This is a genomic window from Streptomyces sp. NPDC050610, from assembly GCF_040654875.1.
Classification (GTDB): domain Bacteria; phylum Actinomycetota; class Actinomycetes; order Streptomycetales; family Streptomycetaceae; genus Streptomyces.
Genome location: NZ_JBFAIV010000025.1, coordinates 39,531 through 57,241, shown reverse-complemented (window position 1 = coordinate 57,241; position 17,711 = coordinate 39,531). Strand labels below are relative to the sequence as shown.

Annotated in this window: 18 protein-coding genes; 13 read left to right on the top strand and 5 right to left on the bottom strand. The window is 72.5% G+C overall.

The window, feature by feature from the left end; translation table 11 throughout:
* The first annotated feature begins 76 nt into the window (after positions 1 to 76).
* The 5 genes from AB0I22_RS27385 (at position 77) to AB0I22_RS27365 (ending at position 6,811) form a co-directional block, all read left to right on the top strand.
* On the top strand, positions 77 to 442 hold the full coding sequence (locus AB0I22_RS27385; protein ID WP_363133580.1) for a hypothetical protein: 366 nt from the start codon (positions 77 to 79) through the stop codon (positions 440 to 442).
* Positions 429 to 3,350, top strand: coding sequence for a protein kinase (locus tag AB0I22_RS27380; protein WP_363133579.1), 2,922 nt, complete (start codon positions 429 to 431; stop codon positions 3,348 to 3,350). The genes AB0I22_RS27385 and AB0I22_RS27380 overlap by 14 nt, the downstream gene beginning before the upstream one ends.
* A 295-nt stretch (positions 3,351 to 3,645) precedes the next feature.
* Positions 3,646 to 4,827 carry an elongation factor Tu gene (gene tuf / locus AB0I22_RS27375; protein WP_363133578.1) on the top strand — a complete coding sequence of 394 codons (1,182 nt, stop codon included), beginning with the start codon at positions 3,646 to 3,648 and terminating at the stop codon, positions 4,825 to 4,827.
* Between the two features lie 232 nt (positions 4,828 to 5,059).
* Entirely contained in the window at positions 5,060 to 5,902 is an 843-nt protein-coding gene (locus AB0I22_RS27370) for a patatin-like phospholipase family protein (RefSeq protein WP_363133577.1), read from the top strand.
* Between the two features lie 63 nt (positions 5,903 to 5,965).
* Positions 5,966 to 6,811 carry a fused MFS/spermidine synthase gene (locus tag AB0I22_RS27365; RefSeq protein ID WP_363133576.1) on the top strand — a complete coding sequence of 282 codons (846 nt, stop codon included), beginning with the start codon at positions 5,966 to 5,968 and terminating at the stop codon, positions 6,809 to 6,811.
* 117 nt (positions 6,812 to 6,928) lie between these two features.
* Here AB0I22_RS27365 and AB0I22_RS27360 read toward each other — a convergent pair whose 3' ends face one another.
* Together AB0I22_RS27360 and AB0I22_RS27355 are read right to left on the bottom strand one after the other, a co-directional pair.
* Complete coding sequence (locus AB0I22_RS27360; RefSeq protein ID WP_363133575.1) at positions 6,929 to 8,251, bottom strand: MFS transporter; 1,323 nt, start codon at positions 8,249 to 8,251, stop codon at positions 6,929 to 6,931.
* Positions 8,252 to 8,471: 220 nt separating this feature from the next.
* The gene (locus AB0I22_RS27355; protein WP_363133574.1) at positions 8,472 to 9,485 is read right to left on the bottom strand and encodes a hypothetical protein; all 1,014 of its coding nucleotides are present in this window, start codon (positions 9,483 to 9,485) and stop codon (positions 8,472 to 8,474) included.
* Between the two features lie 83 nt (positions 9,486 to 9,568).
* Between AB0I22_RS27355 and AB0I22_RS27350 the strand changes: the two genes are divergently transcribed.
* From AB0I22_RS27350 to AB0I22_RS27325, 6 genes are all read left to right on the top strand, one after another.
* Positions 9,569 to 10,021: a DUF4442 domain-containing protein gene (locus AB0I22_RS27350; protein WP_363133573.1), complete on the top strand. Its 453-nt coding sequence runs from the start codon at positions 9,569 to 9,571 to the stop codon at positions 10,019 to 10,021.
* Between the two features lie 144 nt (positions 10,022 to 10,165).
* A complete protein-coding gene (locus AB0I22_RS27345) occupies positions 10,166 to 10,849 on the top strand; it encodes a DedA family protein (protein WP_363133572.1) in 684 nt (227 codons plus the stop codon).
* Positions 10,850 to 10,963: 114 nt separating this feature from the next.
* Positions 10,964 to 11,494, top strand: a complete 531-nt coding sequence (locus AB0I22_RS27340) for a gamma carbonic anhydrase family protein (protein ID WP_363133571.1) — start codon at positions 10,964 to 10,966, stop codon at positions 11,492 to 11,494.
* A 310-nt stretch (positions 11,495 to 11,804) separates the two neighbouring features.
* Positions 11,805 to 12,593 (top strand): GntR family transcriptional regulator, encoded by a 789-nt coding sequence (locus AB0I22_RS27335; protein WP_363133570.1) that lies wholly within the window; start codon positions 11,805 to 11,807, stop codon positions 12,591 to 12,593.
* An 83-nt stretch (positions 12,594 to 12,676) separates the two neighbouring features.
* Positions 12,677 to 13,444: a sulfite exporter TauE/SafE family protein gene (locus AB0I22_RS27330; RefSeq protein WP_363133569.1), complete on the top strand. Its 768-nt coding sequence runs from the start codon at positions 12,677 to 12,679 to the stop codon at positions 13,442 to 13,444.
* A gap of 79 nt (positions 13,445 to 13,523) precedes the next feature.
* Positions 13,524 to 14,315: an acyltransferase gene (locus AB0I22_RS27325; RefSeq protein WP_363133568.1), complete on the top strand. Its 792-nt coding sequence runs from the start codon at positions 13,524 to 13,526 to the stop codon at positions 14,313 to 14,315.
* A 133-nt stretch (positions 14,316 to 14,448) separates the two neighbouring features.
* On the opposite strand, the gene AB0I22_RS27320 is transcribed toward AB0I22_RS27325, so the two are convergent.
* Complete coding sequence (locus tag AB0I22_RS27320) at positions 14,449 to 15,315, bottom strand: DMT family transporter (RefSeq protein ID WP_363133567.1); 867 nt, start codon at positions 15,313 to 15,315, stop codon at positions 14,449 to 14,451.
* A gap of 93 nt (positions 15,316 to 15,408) precedes the next feature.
* Here AB0I22_RS27320 and AB0I22_RS27315 point away from each other — a divergent pair, with 93 nt between their 5' ends.
* Positions 15,409 to 15,981: an XRE family transcriptional regulator gene (locus AB0I22_RS27315; protein WP_363133566.1), complete on the top strand. Its 573-nt coding sequence runs from the start codon at positions 15,409 to 15,411 to the stop codon at positions 15,979 to 15,981.
* 53 nt (positions 15,982 to 16,034) lie between these two features.
* Positions 16,035 to 16,589, top strand: coding sequence for a YbaK/EbsC family protein (locus tag AB0I22_RS27310; protein WP_363133565.1), 555 nt, complete (start codon positions 16,035 to 16,037; stop codon positions 16,587 to 16,589).
* A 46-nt stretch (positions 16,590 to 16,635) separates the two neighbouring features.
* Here AB0I22_RS27310 and AB0I22_RS27305 read toward each other — a convergent pair whose 3' ends face one another.
* Both AB0I22_RS27305 and AB0I22_RS27300 read right to left on the bottom strand, forming a co-directional pair.
* On the bottom strand, positions 16,636 to 17,124 hold the full coding sequence (locus tag AB0I22_RS27305) for a GNAT family N-acetyltransferase (protein WP_363133564.1): 489 nt from the start codon (positions 17,122 to 17,124) through the stop codon (positions 16,636 to 16,638).
* Between the two features lie 97 nt (positions 17,125 to 17,221).
* The gene (locus tag AB0I22_RS27300; RefSeq protein WP_363133647.1) at positions 17,222 to 17,629 is read right to left on the bottom strand and encodes a CoA-binding protein; all 408 of its coding nucleotides are present in this window, start codon (positions 17,627 to 17,629) and stop codon (positions 17,222 to 17,224) included.
* Positions 17,630 to 17,711 lie beyond the last annotated feature (82 nt).

Genomic DNA, 17,711 nt, shown 5'->3' with positions numbered 1-17,711 from the left:
TGTCCGGGGTTCACCACCGACAACGAGGACGGCGACCAGCAGGGATTGCCGGGGGAAGCTGTGGTGTTGCTGCACGATGACCGTGGAACTGCGCGTACATGTGAATGACGGCGGGCAACTGGAAGACTTGCGCGAGTGGATGGGCGGGCACCCGGGAGTCACGGTGCGGCCCGTGGCGCGGGCACCGGAGCGCAACAGCCAAGGAACGGTTTGGGATTTCCTGTCGGTGGTCTGCGCGACCGGCGGGCCGGTCGTGGCCGCGGTGCGGGCGCTTCAGCTGTGGATCGAGGCGCAGGTGACGGCGATCGAGGTCGAGGCCGGCGACCGGCGCATCAAGGTGACCAGCCGCAACGCGGGAACCGTGCTGCCGCAGGTGCTCGCCGCGGCCCAGGCCCTGCAGGCGGCGCCGGAGCCGCCGGAGGGCTCGGATGAACCCGCGTGACGACATCGACTTCGGTCGGTCGCGGGCGATTCTGCTGGGGAACTCGGAGTACACAGCCGGTTTTGAGGGGCGCAGGCCCATGCCGGCGGCCCTCAAGAGTCTCGCGGAAATGCGCGAGGTGCTGACCGGGCCGTGCGAATGGCCGCGGGAGCGCGTCAGCGAGCTCCCGAACGAACGGGACAGCGGCAAACTGCTGCGCACCATCACCACGCTGATCCGCGACGTCGATGACGTGCTGCTGTTCTACTACGTCGGCCATGGTCTGCCGCTCCCCGAGAACGGCCGGTACGACTTGGGGCTCGCTCTGACGGATACGAGCGATGAACCCTCGCAGCGGTTCCTGACCTCGCTCCGGCTCCGCGATCTGCGCCAGCAGATGGAACGCAACAGCGCGGCGCGCATCAAGATGCTGATTCTGGACTGCTGTTGCTCGGGAATCGCCACGAAGTACGCCGAATCCGCGGCCAACGTCACGGCCTTCGCGGACAGCAGCACCCCGTTGCGCGGTGCGGGCACCTATATCTGGACGGCTTGCGGACACTCGCAGGAGACGTTCTTCGAGGAGTCGAGCGGCGGGCTGACCTACTTCACGAAATACCTGGCCGAGGCCGTCCGCCAAGCGCGCGGTGAGCAGTCGCTCGGAGCGACCGTCGCCAATCTCCACGACGAGGTCAGACGCCGGCTGCGCGATACGGGCATTCCGAACGCGGGCATCCAGCCGTTACCGGACCTGCATTACAGCGGCCGGCCCGACCAATTCCTCTTCGTACGCGGCAGGGCCGTCGCTCCGCACGTTCCCGAATTCCGCTTCGAGCCGCTGAAGGACGGCGACCCCCGCGAAGCCGGTCCTTACGAACTCCGGGCGCGCCTCGGCGCCGGCGGCATCGGCAGGGTCTTTCTGGCCATCACGCCCGAAGGCCGGCCGATCGCCGTCAAGCTCCTGAAACCGGAACTGGGCCAGGACCCGATGTTCGCCCAGCGTTTCGCCCGGGAGATCGATGTCGCCCGGCGCGTACGCGGCCGTCACGTCGCGCACCTGCTCGACGCGGATCCGGACGCGCCCGAACCCTGGCTGGCGAGCGAATACGTCTGCGGACCGTCGCTGCTCGAACTCGTCGCGGAAACAGGCCCGCTGCCGAGCCGGGACGTCCTTTTGATCACCCTCGGGATCGCCCGGGCGCTTCAGGACATCCACGCGGCCGACGCCGTGCACCGCGATCTGAAACCCGCCAACGTCATGCTCGGCGAAACGGGGCCGCAGGTCATCGATTTCGGAATCGCCAAGTCCGTGGCGGCCACGCTGATGACCCGCACGAACATGCAACTGGGCACGCCCGCCTACAAATCCCCCGAGCAGGCGACGGGAAAGCAGCAGGTCACTTCAGCGTCGGACGTCTTCACGCTGGGCGCCACGATCTACTACCTCGCCACCGGCAAGGACGCCTTCGCGGCCGAGGACCCGCTCGGCACCATCAATCTCATCGCGCACGAGGAACCCGATCTGAGTGTTCTGGACGGCGACGTTCGCGGCCTGGTCCAGGCGTGCCTGGCCAAGACGCCCGACGCGCGGCCGACCCCTGCGCAGGTCGTCGAACTCTGCTCGGCCGTGACCGGACCCGTCACGCCTGGGGCTACTCCGCCCATCGCCAACGCCGCGCCGATGATCCAGGCACGGGCCGGAGCCCTGCGCGTTCTCACTTCGCCCGAGAGGGAAAAGGAGAGGGAGCCGGCGGCCGGCGGCGAGAGGAAGTTCTCGGCCACGTCCTCGGCCCCAACGCCGCCGGACGCGAAGACCGAGACGAAGACCGAGACGAAGACCGAGACGAAAACCGACGCGAAAACCGAGGCGAAGGCCGGAGCCGGGGCCAAGGCTCGGAGCGAGGCGAAAACCGAGGCGAAAACCGAGGCGAAAACCGAGGCGAGGAGCAAGGCGAAGACCGAGGCCAAGGCCCCGGCGCCCGCGCCCCGGACGCCCGTCAATCCGGCCATGCGCGGCCTGATCACGGCGGTCTCCCTGCTCTGCGTTGCGGTTCTGATATGGCTGCCGATCCACCTGTCCCAAAGCGACTCCGACAGCGGCAAGAACTCCGGGAACAGCTCCCACAGCTATGAGCCGTCGACCCCCGATTCGGACTCGGACACCGATACGCCCACATCCCCGGAGAGCACACCGGCGGATTCCACGACCGGACCGGCCGACGCGACCGACACGCCGAGCCCGACCGCCACCGCGACGAGCGCGATCCAGGCAGCGCGGGTCGGCGACTGTTTCGCCAACGACGGGACGTATCAGAAGCCGGTTCTGCGGGCGACCGGCTGCGGAAGTCGGACGTTCAAAGTCATACGGGTACTTGAGGACACCTCGGACACCGGCGAATGCCGCGGTACACCGGACTTCGACTACAGCGTGAGCAACCCCGGATACCACCGTGCGCTCTGCCTCAGCTACCAGTACGGAAGCGCCTATCACGCACGAGCCGGAGAGTGCCTCTACGGCCCCAACTCGGCCGGCAGCACGTGGGCGAAGACGTCCTGCCAGATCGGTAATTTCGCCGTGAAAGCACGTCTGGCCGGTACGGACGACACGTCGCGCTGCCACGGGTACGCGAATGTCGACGAGGGGCTCAAGGTCTCGACGCGATGGAGCCAACTCGATGTCGCGTTCTGCCTCTCGATGAACTACCCGGACGCGGCGGGGCGGGCCAAAACCGGGTCCTGCCTGTACATGTCCGGCTCCACGCAGCATCCGCACTTCCAGGCCGCTTCGTGCGGCAGCGCCAACGTGGTGGTCACCGGCCGCACCTCCGCGTATCGCGACGCGTCGTCCTGCGGTTCCTCCGGCTGGGCCACTTGGAAGTCGAGCGAATTCCCGAATCGCTCCTACACCATCTGCTACCGGAGGACGTGACCGCGCCCCTCCCGCCCCAACACCCGCGCGCGGAAAACCATTCGACGCGCCAGGGGCCGTGGGCGACCATTGGCTCATGGTCCGGTTCGCCTTCTCCGCGCTCACGTCCGCTGTCGCGGACGCGCTGAAGGCTGCCGTCGACTCGGTTGATGCGCCCACAGCGATCCCCACGGCTCACGGCACCCGACGCTGACCCTTCCCGGATAGTCCGGCGGACCCCGTAGGGGGAGGGTCGGTCGGTCATCGGGGTCCTCGTGTCTTCGCGCAGCTCTCACCGGAACCGAGGGAATCAGCCATGTCCAAGCAGGCATACGTACGCACCAAGCCGCACCTCAACATCGGCACCATGGGCCACGTCGACCACGGCAAGACCACGCTCACCGCCGCCATCACGAAAGTGCTCAGTACGCGCGGCACGGGCGCCTTCGTGCCCTTCGACCGCATCGACCGGGCCCCGGAAGAGGCCGCCCGCGGCATCACCATCAACATCGCGCACGTCGAGTACGAGACCGACACCCGGCACTACGCCCATGTCGACATGCCCGGCCACGCGGACTTCGTCAAGAACATGATCACCGGGGCGGCGCAGCTCGACGGGGCGATTCTCGTCGTCTCCGCGCTGGACGGGGTCATGCCGCAGACCGCCGAGCATGTGCTGCTCGCCCGCCGGATCGGGGTGGGGCACGTCGTCGTCGCGCTCAACAAGGCCGACGCGGGGGACGGTGAGCTGATCGACCTCGTGGAACTGGAGGTGCGCGAACTGCTGACCGCGCACGGCTACGACGGCGACCACGTCCCGGTCGTACGGGTCTCGGGGCTGCGCGCCCTCGAAGGCGACCCGCGCTGGACGGGTTCCATCGAGGCGCTGCTCGACGCCGTCGACACCTATGTGCCCACCCCCATGCGGTACACGGACGCGCCGTTCCTGCTGCCCGTGGAGAACGCCCTGACGATCACCGGCCGCGGCACGGTCGTGACCGGGGCCGTCGAGCGCGGCAAGGTGCGCGTCGGCGACCGGATCGAGCTGCTCGGCCCCGCGGGCGGGACGCGGCTCACGCACGTCACCGGCGTGGAGACCTTCGGCAAGCCGATGGAGTCCGCCGAGGCGGGGGACAGCGTCGCGCTGCTGCTGCGCGGCGTGCAGCAGGCCGACGTCCGCCGCGGCGACGTGGTCGCCGCGCCGGGCAGCATCGCCCCGCTGCGGCACTTCACCGCGCGCGTGTACGTGCTGACGGCGGCCGAGGGCGGCCGGCGCACGCCCCTCGCGACGGGCTACCGGCCGCAGTTCCACCTGCGCACCGCCGATGTCGTCGGCGAGGTCGACCTGGGCCTCCAAGGCGTCGCCCGGCCCGGTGAGACCGTCACCATGACGGTCACGCTCGGCCGGGACGTACCGCTCGAAATCGGCCTCGGCTTCGCCGTCCGCGAGGGCGGCCGCACCGTCGGCGCGGGCACGGTGACGGCCGTCGCCCCGTAGTCTGACCAGCGGCGCGGGGCCTCGCGACACAGGGGTGCGCAACCGTACCCCTGTGGCTCGGGGACACGTGAAGTGGCGAGCCCCGCTGCCGGGGGCCGTGCGCGGGCGCGCACGGCCCCCTACGCGCAGCGCGGTGTTCCTGTCGCGCGCCGGATGCGACACTGCGCGCCTACAGCCGTGCGGCACCCGGGGAACAGGGGCGGGCCGCGGGCGGAGCTGAGAGGCGGTCGCGATGGCGGACACGGCACTGGTACTCGGCGGAGGCGGCATCACTGGCATCGGCTGGGAGAGCGGCATGCTCGCGGGCCTCGCCGCCGCGGGCGTGGACCTGGCCACCGCCCACACGGTCATCGGCACCTCGGCCGGCTCCATAGTCGGCGCCCAGCTCTCCTGCGGCCTCCTCGACCTCGACGCGCTGTACGAGCGTCAGCTCACCGACCCCAAGGACGAGGTCGCCGTCCGCATCGGCACCGCCCTCTCCTCCCGCTACGTCTGGGGCGCCCTGCGCTCCCGCGACTCGCGGACGTTCGGCGCGCGCATGGGCCGGATGGCCCTCGCCGCCCGCACCGTCCCGGAGACCGACCGCCGCGCCATCGTCGAGCGGCGGCTCCTGTCCCACGAGTGGCCCGCCAAGTGCCTCGTCGTCACGGCCGTCGAGGCCGTCACGGGGGAGTTCACCGCCTTCGACGCGGCCTGCGGCGCCGGGATCGTCGACGCCGTCGCGGCCAGTTGCGCGGTGCCGGGCGTCTGGCCGCCGGTGACGATCGGCGGGAAGCGCTACATAGACGGCGGCGTACGGTCCGCCGCCAACGCCGACCTCGCCGACGGCTGCGGCCGGATCGTCGTCCTCGCCCCGCTCTCGGCGGGCGGCGGCCCCATCCCCACGGTCCGCGCCCAGGCCGCGGCCCTCACCGCAGCCGGCGCCCGCGTCGCCGTCCTCATGCCGGACCGCGCCTCCCGCGCGGCCTTCGGCCGCAACCCCCTCGACCCGGCCCGCCGCGCCGCCGCCGCCCGCGCGGGCCGCGCCCAGGCGGCGGCGCACGCCGAGGAGGTCGCGGGCGTGTGGGCGGGGTGATCGGCAGGGCCTGTCTCTCGCACGCCCGCGCCCCGGCGGACCGACGCCCGGCACAATGGGGGAGTGGACGAGCCGATACCCGTGACCCGCGCCGTGGACCACGGCACCGCCAAGCTGATGCCGGACGTGGACCGGCCGCGCGCCTGGCTGCTCGCGGTGGACGGCGCACCCCAGTCGTACGTCGACCTGGACGACCCCGCCCACCTTGAGTTCGAGTACGCGCGCAGGCTCGGCCATGTCCTGGACGCCGCCGACGAGCCGGGTCGCCCCCTCGACGTGCTGCACCTCGGCGGCGGCGCGCTCACCCTGCCCCGCTACGTCGCCGCCACCCGCCCCGGCTCCCGGCAGCGGGTGATCGAGGCGGACCGCGGACTGCTCGACCTGGTCACCGAGCACCTGCCGCTGCCGCCCGGTTCGGGCATCGAGGTGCGGGCGGCGGACGCCCGTACGGCGCTGGAAGAGGCCCCGGACGCCTCGGCGGACGCGATCATCGCCGACGTCTACGGCGGCTCGCGGGTCCCGGCGCACCTCACGTCCGTCGAGTACGCGCGTTCGGCGGCCCGCGTGCTGCGCCCGGGCGGCCGCTATCTGGCCAACCTCGCCGACAGCGCCCCGTTCGCCTTCCTCCGCTCCCAACTGGCCACTCTCGCGACGGCCTTCGAGGAGCTGTGCCTGATCGCGGAGCCCTCGGTGCTGCGCGGCCGGCGGTTCGGCAACGCCGTCGTCGTCGCCTCGCACACCGACATTCCGGTGGCGGGGCTGGCCCGTCGGGCCGCGGCGGATGCCTTCCCGGCGCGCGTCGAGTACGGGGACGCGCTGGCGCGGTTCGTCGCCGGGGCGGCGGCCGTGCACGACGACGGCGCGGTGCCGTCGCCGCGACCGCCGGACGGGGCGTTCAGCATCGGCTGAGGCCGTGAGGCCGTGAGGCCGTGAGGCCGTTAGGCCATGAGGCCAAGAGATCGGGAGGGAACGGGAGGGAACGGGTGAGCCGGCCGGCCCGTGCCGCGTACTCAGCGCCTCAGCGCCTCAGCGCAGGCACTCGCCCTCGCGCTCCCCGGTCCCCTTCCCCGGCGCCCGGTCCGCCTCCGCTCCCTCCGCAGCCCTCGGCGGGCCCACGGGCCTCCGTACGAGTCCGCGCACCCCCGGCACCGTGAGCACTCCCGCCGTCAGCAGCGCGATGAGCGCCGAGCACCCCCACAGCGCCGCCGACCGGCCGACGAGTTCCTCGACGGGGCCGGCCAGGGCGGTGGCCACGGGCAGCATCGCCACCGAGCCGAACCAGTCGTACGCCGAGACGCGCGAGAGCTTGTCCTCCGGGATCTCCTGGTGCAGCGCCGTCATCCAGGAGACGCCGAACACCTCCAGCGTGACGCCGACGACGAACATGACGGAGATGAGCGCCGGTACGGACACCGGGATGGCGAGGGCCGCCGACGGCAGGGCGAGCGGGAAGACGCACAGCACGCCCGCCAGCAGCAGTCGGCGCGGCCGCCACCGGGTCATCAGGAGACCGCCGCCGATCGTGCCGGCGCCGAACGCGGCCAGTGCCAGCCCCCAGGGCCGGGCCCCGCCCAGCTCGTCCCGGGCGACCAGCGGTCCGTACACCGACTCGGCCGCCCCCACCACGGCGTTGACCACCGCGAACTGCATGACGATGGTCCACAGCCACGGCCGTCCGGTGATCTCCCGCCACCCTTCGCGCAGATCGGACAGCAGGCCGCCGCCCGGCGCGCGGGCCGGTATGTGGCTGACGTCGAGGAAGGCGCGCAGGCTGCCCGCGACCGCGAAGGCGGCGGCGTCCACGGCGAGTACCCAGCCCGCCCCGAAGGCGGCGACGAGTGCTCCGCCGAGCGCGGCGCCGCCGATCTGGGCGCCGTTGGTGCCCATCCGGAAGAACGCGAACGCCCTGGCCGCCTGCCCGACGGTGACCGTCGACATCAGCATGCCCTCGGCCGCCGGGGCGAAGAACGCCTGGCCCGTGCCGCCGAGCGCGGCGAGCAGCGCCATCTGCCACAGCCGCGGCTCGCCCGCGAGCACGAGCACGGCGAAGGCCGCCTGGGAGAGGCAGTTCAGGGTGTTGGCCGCGACCATCACCCGGTGCCGCGGCAGCCGGTCGGCTATCGCCCCGCCGATGAGCAGGAAGAGGACGAGCGGGACCGTACGGGCCGCGGCGACCAGCCCCACGTCCGTACCGTCGCCGCCCGTCTGCAGCACCGCGAACGCCGCCGCGATCAGGGCGCCGGAGTTTCCGAGGCCCGAGACCACGGCGGCGGCGGTCAGCAGGGAGTAGTTGCGGCCGGCCCAGGCGGGGCGGCGGGCACTGCGGTCGGCGGCGGAGGGATCGGTCACCGGTCGGACTATCCCTGGGCGCGAGCCCGGATGCCAACTCGGATACGGTCCGGATGCGACCCCGTACGGTCAGGACATGATCCCGTACGGTCACGCCGGCGGCCCGTACGGTCGGAGCGCGCTGGCTCGAACGGTCAGGAGTCGGGCTCGTACGGGCAGGAGTCGGCCTCGTACGGGCAGGAGTCGGCCCGTACGGCCAGGGCCGCTGCCGGGTCCGCGGTCAGGACACCGGCAGCGGACGCAGCGTGCTCATGATCTTCTTGATGGTGGCGTCCGACAGCTCGTCCTGCACGCCGACGTCGGTGTAGAGCACCCAGGTCGCGAGGTCGCCCGCGGTGTCCTTGTAGGACACGGTGAACGCCTTGCCGTCCGTGGAGCACTTGTCGGTCTTCTTCACGCCGGTCGCCTTCGCCGACGACCAGAATCCGGTCAGCCCGTGATCGCTTTTGAACGGCTGCGACTTGGTGCCGGACAGCTTGCCCGTCTTCTTGGTGTCGTAGGCGTAGTAGACCCAGTTGAGCGCCTCGACCTCCGCCGCCTGGGCCGGGCTCTTGGCGCTCTGCGCGCCCTTCGTGCCGGCTCCGCCCTGGCGGGTGTTCTTGGCGCAGGCGTCCGGCTTGTAGAAGGCGGGCGCGGTCATCCCCACGCCACCCTGGCCCTTGTCGTCCTGGAACCCGGTGGTCAGGCCGGGGGAGGCCACGTGCCAGTCCGGCGGGACGTCGAACGCGTCGTGGCGCAGCGGGTTGGCGACCGGCTTCCAGCCCGCGATCACCGGCTTGACGTCGGTGCTGCCGCTGCGCGGATTGTCGGCCGGGTCCTCCTCGCTGTCGTCCTGCGAGGCCGATCCCGAGGCAGAAGGAGAGGCGGAGGCGGACGGGCCGGCGGTCGGGGAGGAATTCTGCCCGCCCTTCGCCTCGTCCTTCTTCTCGCCGTCGTCCCGGAACACGAACACCCCGGTGACCACGGCGGCGGCGACCACGGCGACGGCCGTGGCGATCGCGATGGCGGTGCGCTTGCGCTTGCCGTCCGGCGGCTGCGGAGGGCCGGGCGGCATGGGCGGGGCCCACTGCTGGTAGCCCGGCTGCGGGCCGCCGGGCCGCTGGTACGGATTCGGCTGCTGGTAACCCGGCTGCTGATACGGGTTGGGCTGCTGGTACCCCGGCTGCTGGTACGGGTTCTGGTTCGGGTCCTGCGGGTTCTGCTCGCCCCCGGGCGGCTGCTGTCCTGGCCACATGGCCGATAACGATAGATGGCGGGCGGGGGCGCTGCTACGGCCGTACCCTTCCGTGATGTACTACCGGCTGGTAACTTCACGGCATGTCTGAAAACCCGCCCTCGATCGGCGAGATGCTCACGGCCACCGTGCCCATGGCCCGTACCCTCAACCTCGAATTCGCCGAGACCACCCCCGAGCGCGCCGTGGTCCGCCTGCCCGACCAGGCGGAATTCCACAACCACGTCGCGGGCCCGCACGCGGGCGCCATGTTCACCCTCGGCGAGTCCGCGAGCGGCGCGATCGTCCTCGCGGCCTTCGGCGACCAGCTCTCACGGGCCGTGCCGCTCGCCGTACGGGCCGAGATCGGCTACCGCAAGCTCGCGATGGGACCGGTCACCGCCACGGCCGAAATAGGCCGCCCCGTCGCCGACGTGATCGCGGAACTCGACGCCGGACAGCGCCCCGAATTCCCGGTGAACGTCGCGATCACACGGGAGGACGGAGCCGTCACCGGCGAGATGACCATCGTGTGGACCCTTCGCCCCCATACGTGATCTCACCGGTCCCACGTGCGATCCCTCCCGTCCCGCGCTCAACCCGAGGCCGGCGGAGCGAGTCCCCTACTCCAGTAGGCTTCCCGGCGTACGCCCACGGGGGCGCGCCGGGCATGACGTGGGAAATTCTGGGAGGAACGGGCGTTGCATATCGACGGGCTGCTAGAGACGGTACCCGCGGTCGCGGTGTACCTGCTGGTCGGCGGGGTCATCGGACTGGAGAGCCTGGGCATCCCGCTGCCCGGCGAGATCGTGCTCGTCAGCGCCACGCTGATGGCCGCCACCCAGGACCACATCAACCCGTACGTGCTCGGCGCGTGCGCGGTCGCGGGCGCCATCATCGGCGACTCCATCGGGTATCTGATCGGCCGCAAGGGCGGCAAACCGCTGCTGGAGTGGCTCGGCCGCAAATTCCCCAAGCACTTCGGGCCCAAGCATGTGGCCACCGCCGAGCGGCAGTTCCAGAAGTGGGGCATGTGGGCCGTATTCATCGGCCGCTTCATCGCGCTGCTGCGGATCTTCGCCGGTCCGCTCGCGGGCGTGCTCAAGATGCCGTACTGGAAGTTCCTGATCGCCAACGTGCTCGGCGGCATCGTCTGGGCGGGCGGCACGGTCGCGGTCATCTACTCCTTGGGCAAGGTCGCCGAGAAGTGGCTGAGCAGCTTCGCCTGGGTGGGCCTGGTCCTCGCGCTCCTCTTCGGCCTCGGCTCCATGCTGGTGATGAAGAAGCGCCAGAAGAAGGCCGAGGATGCTGAGGAAGCTGCGGAAGCCGAGGCGGCGGCCGGGGCCAAGACCGCGCCGGAGAAGACCGCCACGGTCGTCGACTGACCCGACCCTCTTCACTCGTAGGCGACGCCCCGCGGTCCGCACCGGACCGCGGGGCGTCGCCTACGGTGCGTACGAGAGAGCACTCGACGACAACGTGTGAGCGAGGAGAAGGCGATGGCGGAGCGGGCACTGATCGCAGGGGTGGGCGGCGCGGAGCCGAGGATCGATCCGCAGGCGTTCACGGCGCCGACGTCCGTCGTGGTCGGCGATGTCACGATGGCCGCGGGCGCCGGAATCTGGTACCACACCGTACTGCGCGCCGACTGCGGGCCGATCGTCCTCGGAGCGGACAGCAACATCCAGGACAACTGCACCGTGCACGTGGACCCGGGCTTCCCGGTCACGGTCGGCGAGCGCGTCTCGGTGGGCCACAACGCGGTGCTGCACGGCTGCACCGTCGAGGACGAGGTGCTGATCGGCATGGGGGCCACGGTCCTCAACGGAGCGCACATCGGGGCGGGTTCGCTGATCGCGGCGCAGGCCCTGGTCCCGCAGGGGATGCGGGTGCCGCCCGGCTCGCTCGTCGCCGGAGTGCCCGCCAAGGTCAAGCGGCAGCTGACCGAGGAGGAGCGCGAGCACATCAGGGAGAACGCGGCGATGTACCTGGAGCTCGCCAAGGCGCACCGCGCGGCGCTCCACGAGTGAACCGCCCGGCGCGCGGGGACGGGGACCGTACGGCCATGCGCCCGGCCCCCGCTCGTACGGCCACGCGTCCCGCCTCGCTCGTACGGCGTCAGTCCGCCCCTGCTTCGTACGGCGTCCGCCCCGCCCCGCTCGTACGGCATCCGACCGCCTCCCGGCCGCTTCCCCCGGCGTAACCGCCGTCGCCCTGCGCAAACCCGCTGGTAGCGCGTTTGCGCAGGTCACCGCAGGTGGCGTAACACTGGCGTAATGGCGCTCGGCTAACGTCACCGGCCTGGCACGCACCACCGGCGGCAGGCGCGAGGGAGGACGCATGGGCGGGCGGACACCGTACGGAGCCGACGCGGACGGCTCACCCCGGCCGGGCTCGTCGCAGCCGCGGGCGCGGCGGGCCCGGCAGGTGGCGGACGTACTGCGCCAGCAGATCGCCGGCGGCGCCTTCGACGGCGGAGTCCTGCCCGACGAGCGCGCCCTGGGCGCGCAGTTCCACGCCTCGCGCAACGCGATCCGCGAGGCGCTGGGAATCCTGCGCGACGAGGGGTTGATCGCCCGCCGCCAGGGGGTCGGCACGACCGTCCTGATGCCCAAGTACGGGCACGGGCTGGACCGGCTGGCCGGGCTGGCCGAGACCCTGACGGGGTACGGGCCGCTCACCAACGAGGTGCGCGCCGCCCACCAGGTGGCGCGCCCGCCCGCGGCCATCGTGGAGCGGCTCGGACTCGCACCCGGAGCGGGGGCGGTGTACATCGAGCGCGTACGGCGCATGGGCGGGCTTCCGCTGTCGTTGGACGCGACCTACCTCGCCGCCGACATCGGACTGCCGCTGCTGGACCTGGACCTGGCCGGCCGCGACCTGTTCGCGCTGATCGAGGAGACGACGGGCCGCCGGCTGGGCCGCGCGGAGGTGGCGGTGCACGCCGTCACGGCCGGTCCGGACGTCGCCGCGCTGCTGGACGTTCCCGTGGGCGCGGCCGTGTTCGCCATCGACCGGCTCACGCACCTGGCCGACGGCCGGCCTGTCGACGCGGAGTCCCTGCACATCCGCGCCGACCGGCTCACGCTGCACGCCACCTTGCACCGGGGCGCTTCGACCCCCGGCTGACGAAAACCCGCACCCCTATGACAACGCCGTGCGTCCCGCACGCGCGTCCCGTCCGTATGCCCTGCTCACCCGGAGGCCGCACTGTGGCTGATCTGAACACCTGGACCCTCGTCCTGCTGGCCCTCTTCGGGCTCGCCGGCGGCATCGGCATCACCGCGCTCGGGCCGGGCGGCGTGCTGCCCACCATCGGCCTGTTCGCCCTGACCGGGCTTGCCCCGGCCGAGGTGGCGGGCACCGCCATCGTCACCCATATCGCCACCGGCGCCCTGGCCACCGCCGCCTATACCCGCTCCGGGCAGTTGCGCGAGCCCGCGACCCGCCGCACCGCGCTGATCCTGGCCGGCGCCGCCGTCGTCGGCACTCCGCTCGGCGTGCTGGTCAACACCCTGGTCTCCAAGGGGGCGTTCGGGCTGGTGCTCGGGGTGTTCGCGGCGCTGGTCGCCGTGCTCGTCTGGTACCGCGAACGCCGCGGCGGCCCCGGTGGGGACGCACACCACCCGGCGGCGCCGTGGATCGCCGTGCTGGGGTTCGCGGTGGCCGCGGCGAGCGGGATCGTGGGCATCGGCGGACCGATGCTGACCGTTCCGCTGCTGGTCGCCGTGGGCGTCCCGATGCTGGAATCACTGGCGGCGGCCCAGGTCCAGTCGGTGGTGATCGCGAGCGTCGGCACGCTGGGGTACGTGGCCCACGGCGCCGTCGACTGGCGGCTGGCCGCCCTGGTCGGCATCCCCGAGATCGCGGGCGTCCTCATCGGCTGGAAGATCGCGCGGGCGCTGCCCACCCGGACTCTGAAGTACGCCCTGGTCGCCGCGCTGCTGGCGGTGGCCCCCTATCTGGCGCTCCACGGGTGAGCGCGGACCGGACCGGGTGGGGTGAAGATCACAGTTCACGGGCCTGATCGCCCGCGACGCGGCCCATTACCGTGAGCGGGTGCCGAAGGACCGGAACACGTTCTCATTCAACGCGGCGGCCTCGCTCGGAGCCTGGCGGCGGCGGACCGTGTCGCGCGCCGTGCACCGCGGCTGGCGATGGGTGCAGCAGGCCGGAGCCGTCACCGCGGAGCGCCCCGGCCCGTACCGCTTCGGCGCCATCGGCCAGGGCACCCGGCTCGCGTTCCCCCTCGGCACGGTCTTCGGCGAGCCCTGGATCGAACTCGGCGACCACTGCGTCATCGGCGAACAGGTCACCCTCACCGCCGGAATGATGCCCGGCGTCGACCTCGGCCCCGACCCCGTACTGCGGCTCGGCGACGGCGTGGTGCTCGGCCGCGGCAGCCATGTGGTGGCCTCGCGGCCGGTGACGTTCGGGAACGACGTGTTCTGCGGCCCGTACACCTACGTCACCAGCGACAACCACTCCTACGACGACCCGGCGCAGCCCGTGGGGAAGCAGTGGCCGCGCTCCGCGCCCGTCGAGATAGGCTCCGGCAGCTGGCTCGGCGCGGGCGCGGTGATCCTGCCGGGCGCCAGGCTCGGCCGCAACGTGGTGGTCGCGGCGGGCGCGGTGGTGCGCGGCGAGGTGCCCGACCACGCGGTGGTCGCCGGAGCCCCGGCGCGGGTCGTACGGCGCTGGGACCCGGAGACGGGCTGGCAGCCGCCCCTGCGGACGCCGCCGCCCGTGCCGATCCCGGAGGGCGTCACCCCCGAACAGCTCCTGGCGCTGGCGGAGTCGGGGCTGGAGGCGGACGGCTCCGGGACGCCGGCCTGCCCGGCGGACCGCTGAGCAGCCCTACGGCCGTCCAGAGCGCTGACGGGACCCCCGGCAGGGGGTGTGACGGGCCCCGGCAGGGGCGTGAACGGCCTCAGCAGGGCCCTGACAGCGCTGTGGGGGCCCAGGAGCACTACCGCACGTTCGGTCACTTCGATGCCAGCAGCACCGTCCCCACCAGCGCGAGCCCCGCGCCCGCCGCCTGCACGACGCGCAGCCGCTCGTCGAGGAAGCCGCGCGCGGCGAGCGCCGTCACCACCGGGTAGAGCGAGGCGAGCACCGCCGCGACCGTCACCGGCCCGCTGTGCGCGGCCAGGTTGTACGTGCCGTTGGCCGCCACATCGGCGAGGCCGATGAACGCCAGCGCGGGCAGCGCGGCCCGCACCGCGCGCGTGCCGCCCTCCGGCAGGGCCGGGCTGCCGCGCCGCACGGACACGTACAGCGCGGTGCCGCCGACCGCCACATTGCACACCCGCTGCACGAACAGGGCGAGGAAGAGCCCGGTCAGCGTGTGGGACGACGCGGCGATCAGCGCCATCACCGAACCGAAGCCGAACGCCGCGATCAGCGTGAGCACCAGCGTCTGCCGTGCCACGGGCGCGCCGCCCAGCCGGGGGCCGCTGGCGAGCACGACGCCCGCCACGGCGACCGCGATGCCGGAGAACTGGAGCAGGCCGGGCCGCTCGCCGAGCATCAGCCCGACGCCGAGCGGCACCACGACGCCGCCCAGCGCCCCGACCGGCGAGACGACGCCCATCGGGCCGAGGGCCAGCGCCCGGTAGAAGCAGAGCATCGCGGCCGGCCCGACCACCCCGGCCGCGGCCGCGAACCACAACCGCGGTCCGGCCTCGGACCAGCCGCCGGTGGCGACGACGACCGCGCCGAGCACCGCCACGGCCAGGGCCTGCGAGACGACGACCACGGTGAGGGCGGGCATGCGGCGGGTGAGCAGGCCGCCGCCGAAGTCGGCGAGCCCCCAGAGGAAGCTGGTGGACAGGGCGAAGAGCACGGTCATGCGGAGCCTCGAAGTACAGTGTGTTGGACGGTGCGGTCCAGCCCACCGTAATGCAATCAGTTGGACAACGTAGTTGAATATATTGGACGGACCGTGACGGACCTCGACCAGCTCACCCAGTCGCTCGCCCGCAACCTCAAACGCTGGCGCGGCGAGCGTGGCCTCACCCTCGACGCCCTCGCGGCCCGCTCCGGCGTCAGCCGAGGCATGATCATCCAGATCGAGCAGGCCCGCACCAACCCCAGCGTCGGCACCACCGTGAAGCTCGCCGACGCCCTGGCCATCAGCATCACCACGCTCCTCGACCACGACCAGGACGCGCGGGTACGCGTCGTACCGGCGACGCAGGCCGTACGGATGTGGGCCACCGAAGCCGGCAGCCACAGCACGCTGCTCGTGGGCGCCGAATCGCACGGGCCGCTGGAGCTGTGGGGATGGCGGATCGAGCCCGGCGACGGCAGCGAGTCCGACCCGCACCCGCCCGGCTCCATCGAGCTGGTCCACGTGGCGGCCGGTGAACTCACCCTCGTCGTCGACGGAGCGGCGTACACCGTCCCCGCCGGAGCCTCCGCGTTCTTCGAGGCCGGCACCCCGCACGCCTATCGCAACGACGGCGCCGCACCCGTCGAGATGACGATGACGGTGTCCGTACCGCCCGTGCGCTGAGGTGGCCGGGACCGGCGGAAGCGGCCCGCGCGCGGGCTGTTAACTTGACGCTCATGAGTACGCCGATGGACGCATTCGACGAGGTCCGCCCCGCGACGGAGTGCCTCGACCTGCTGACCGCGCCGGTCGCCGAGGCCGTACGCGGCTGGCGCGGCACCGTCCCCGCCGAGCAGCTGCTGTACGTGGACACCGACCCCGAGAAGGCCGACACCGCGGTCTTCGTGGCGAGCTACGGCCCGTGGCTGCTGGAGCAGTCCGCGAACTGCGTCGTCATCGCCGCCAAGCGCGCGGGCGAGGCCACCCTCGCCGCCGCCCTCGTGCTCGGCCGCGCCCGCGCCGACGTCAACGGCGTCGTGCGCCGCCACCTCGGGGCCCGCAAGGCGTCGTTCGCCGCCATGGACACCGCGCTCGACGCCACCGGCATGGAGTACGGCGGCGTCACGCCGATCGGGCTGCCCGCCGACTGGCCGGTGCTGGTGGACGCGGCCGTCGCCGACAGCCCGCACGTCCTGATCGGCAGCGGCCGCCGCCGGGGCAAGCTGATCGTCCCCGGCCGGGCGCTCGCCGAACTCCCCGGCGCCACCGTGCTCGACGGGCTCGGCGTCTGAACCGGAGCCGGCGCCGCCGCTGCGGTCACCGGCCCGGCCGCTGCGGTCAGCGGCCCCGCTGGGAGATGTCGAGGGACAGCGCGATCGAATGCTCGTGGAAACCGAGGCTCCGGTAGAGGGGTTCGGCCTCCTCGCTGGCGTGCAGATCGACGCGGGACACCCCCTGCTCCGCGAACCAGTCGAGCAGCGCCCCGGTCGTCGCGCGCGCGTAACCACGCCCCCGGTACAGCGGATCGGTGCACACGTTGAAGACGAACCCGAAGAGCCCCGTCGGGCGGCGGGGCGCCGGGAGCCGCTCCTCGACGCTGCCCACGGCACACGCGGCGAGCCGCGCCCGCCCGTCCTCGGCCGCACCGTCCACGACGAACGCCCCGAGCCGGGGCCGGGGCACGGACAACTGCGCGCGGGCCATCTCGACCGCGTCCGCCTCCCACGCGCCCGGGGCGTCCTGGCCGCTCATGGCGCCGAGCATCAGACGGCGCAGTCGGACCAGTTCCGGCGCGTCGGAGGGGCGCGCCGCACGTATCTCGATCATGCGCCGACGCTAGCGCACGTCTCTCCGGACGTCGCGATGCCCGTGAAGGAGGCGGGACCGTACGCGCCATCCCGGCCGTCAGCGCCCCGAGCGACCCTCAGCCCAGCCGCGGAATCTCGATCGCCGGGCAGCGGTCCATGACCATCTCGACGCCCGCCGCGCGCGTACGCTCGTACGCCTCCTCGTCGACCACGCCCAGCTGGAACCAGACGGCCTTCGCGCCGATCGCCACGGCCTCGTCGGCGACCGCGCCCGCCAGGTCGCTGTTCACGAACACGTCCACCACGTCGACGGGGAAGCCGATTTCCGACAGGGACGCGTTGCCGCGCTCCCCGTGCACCGTCTCGGCCTTGGGATGTACGGGCACGACGCGCTTGCCGTAGCGCTGGAGCACCTCGGCCACGCGGAAGGCGGCGCGCCGCTCGTTGGTGGACAGGCCGACCACCGCCCAGGTGTCGCCCGCCGCGGTCAGGATCTTGCGAAGCGTCGCGTCGTCCGCGTACATGGCGTCGTCTGTGTACATGCCCGATCAACGAAAGGCCGCGACGGAGCATTCCCGCCGGCTCGGCCCGCTCGGCCCGTGCGGG

Bases quoted from the DNA above. Each gene is read 5' to 3' on its own strand.
- AB0I22_RS27385 (WP_363133580.1), top strand. From the start codon at position 77: ATGACCGTGGAACTGCGCGTACATGTGAATGACGGCGGGCAACTGGAA.
- AB0I22_RS27380 (WP_363133579.1), top strand. From the start codon at position 429: ATGAACCCGCGTGACGACATCGACTTCGGTCGGTCGCGGGCGATTCTG.
- tuf (WP_363133578.1), top strand. From the start codon at position 3,646: ATGTCCAAGCAGGCATACGTACGCACCAAGCCGCACCTCAACATCGGC.
- AB0I22_RS27370 (WP_363133577.1), top strand. From the start codon at position 5,060: ATGGCGGACACGGCACTGGTACTCGGCGGAGGCGGCATCACTGGCATC.
- AB0I22_RS27355 (WP_363133574.1), bottom strand. From the start codon at position 9,485: ATGTGGCCAGGACAGCAGCCGCCCGGGGGCGAGCAGAACCCGCAGGAC.
- AB0I22_RS27350 (WP_363133573.1), top strand. From the start codon at position 9,569: ATGTCTGAAAACCCGCCCTCGATCGGCGAGATGCTCACGGCCACCGTG.
- AB0I22_RS27340 (WP_363133571.1), top strand. From the start codon at position 10,964: ATGGCGGAGCGGGCACTGATCGCAGGGGTGGGCGGCGCGGAGCCGAGG.
- AB0I22_RS27335 (WP_363133570.1), top strand. From the start codon at position 11,805: ATGGGCGGGCGGACACCGTACGGAGCCGACGCGGACGGCTCACCCCGG.
- AB0I22_RS27320 (WP_363133567.1), bottom strand. From the start codon at position 15,315: ATGACCGTGCTCTTCGCCCTGTCCACCAGCTTCCTCTGGGGGCTCGCC.
- AB0I22_RS27310 (WP_363133565.1), top strand. From the start codon at position 16,035: ATGAGTACGCCGATGGACGCATTCGACGAGGTCCGCCCCGCGACGGAG.
- AB0I22_RS27305 (WP_363133564.1), bottom strand. From the start codon at position 17,124: ATGATCGAGATACGTGCGGCGCGCCCCTCCGACGCGCCGGAACTGGTC.
- AB0I22_RS27300 (WP_363133647.1), bottom strand. From the start codon at position 17,629: ATGTACGCGGACGACGCGACGCTTCGCAAGATCCTGACCGCGGCGGGC.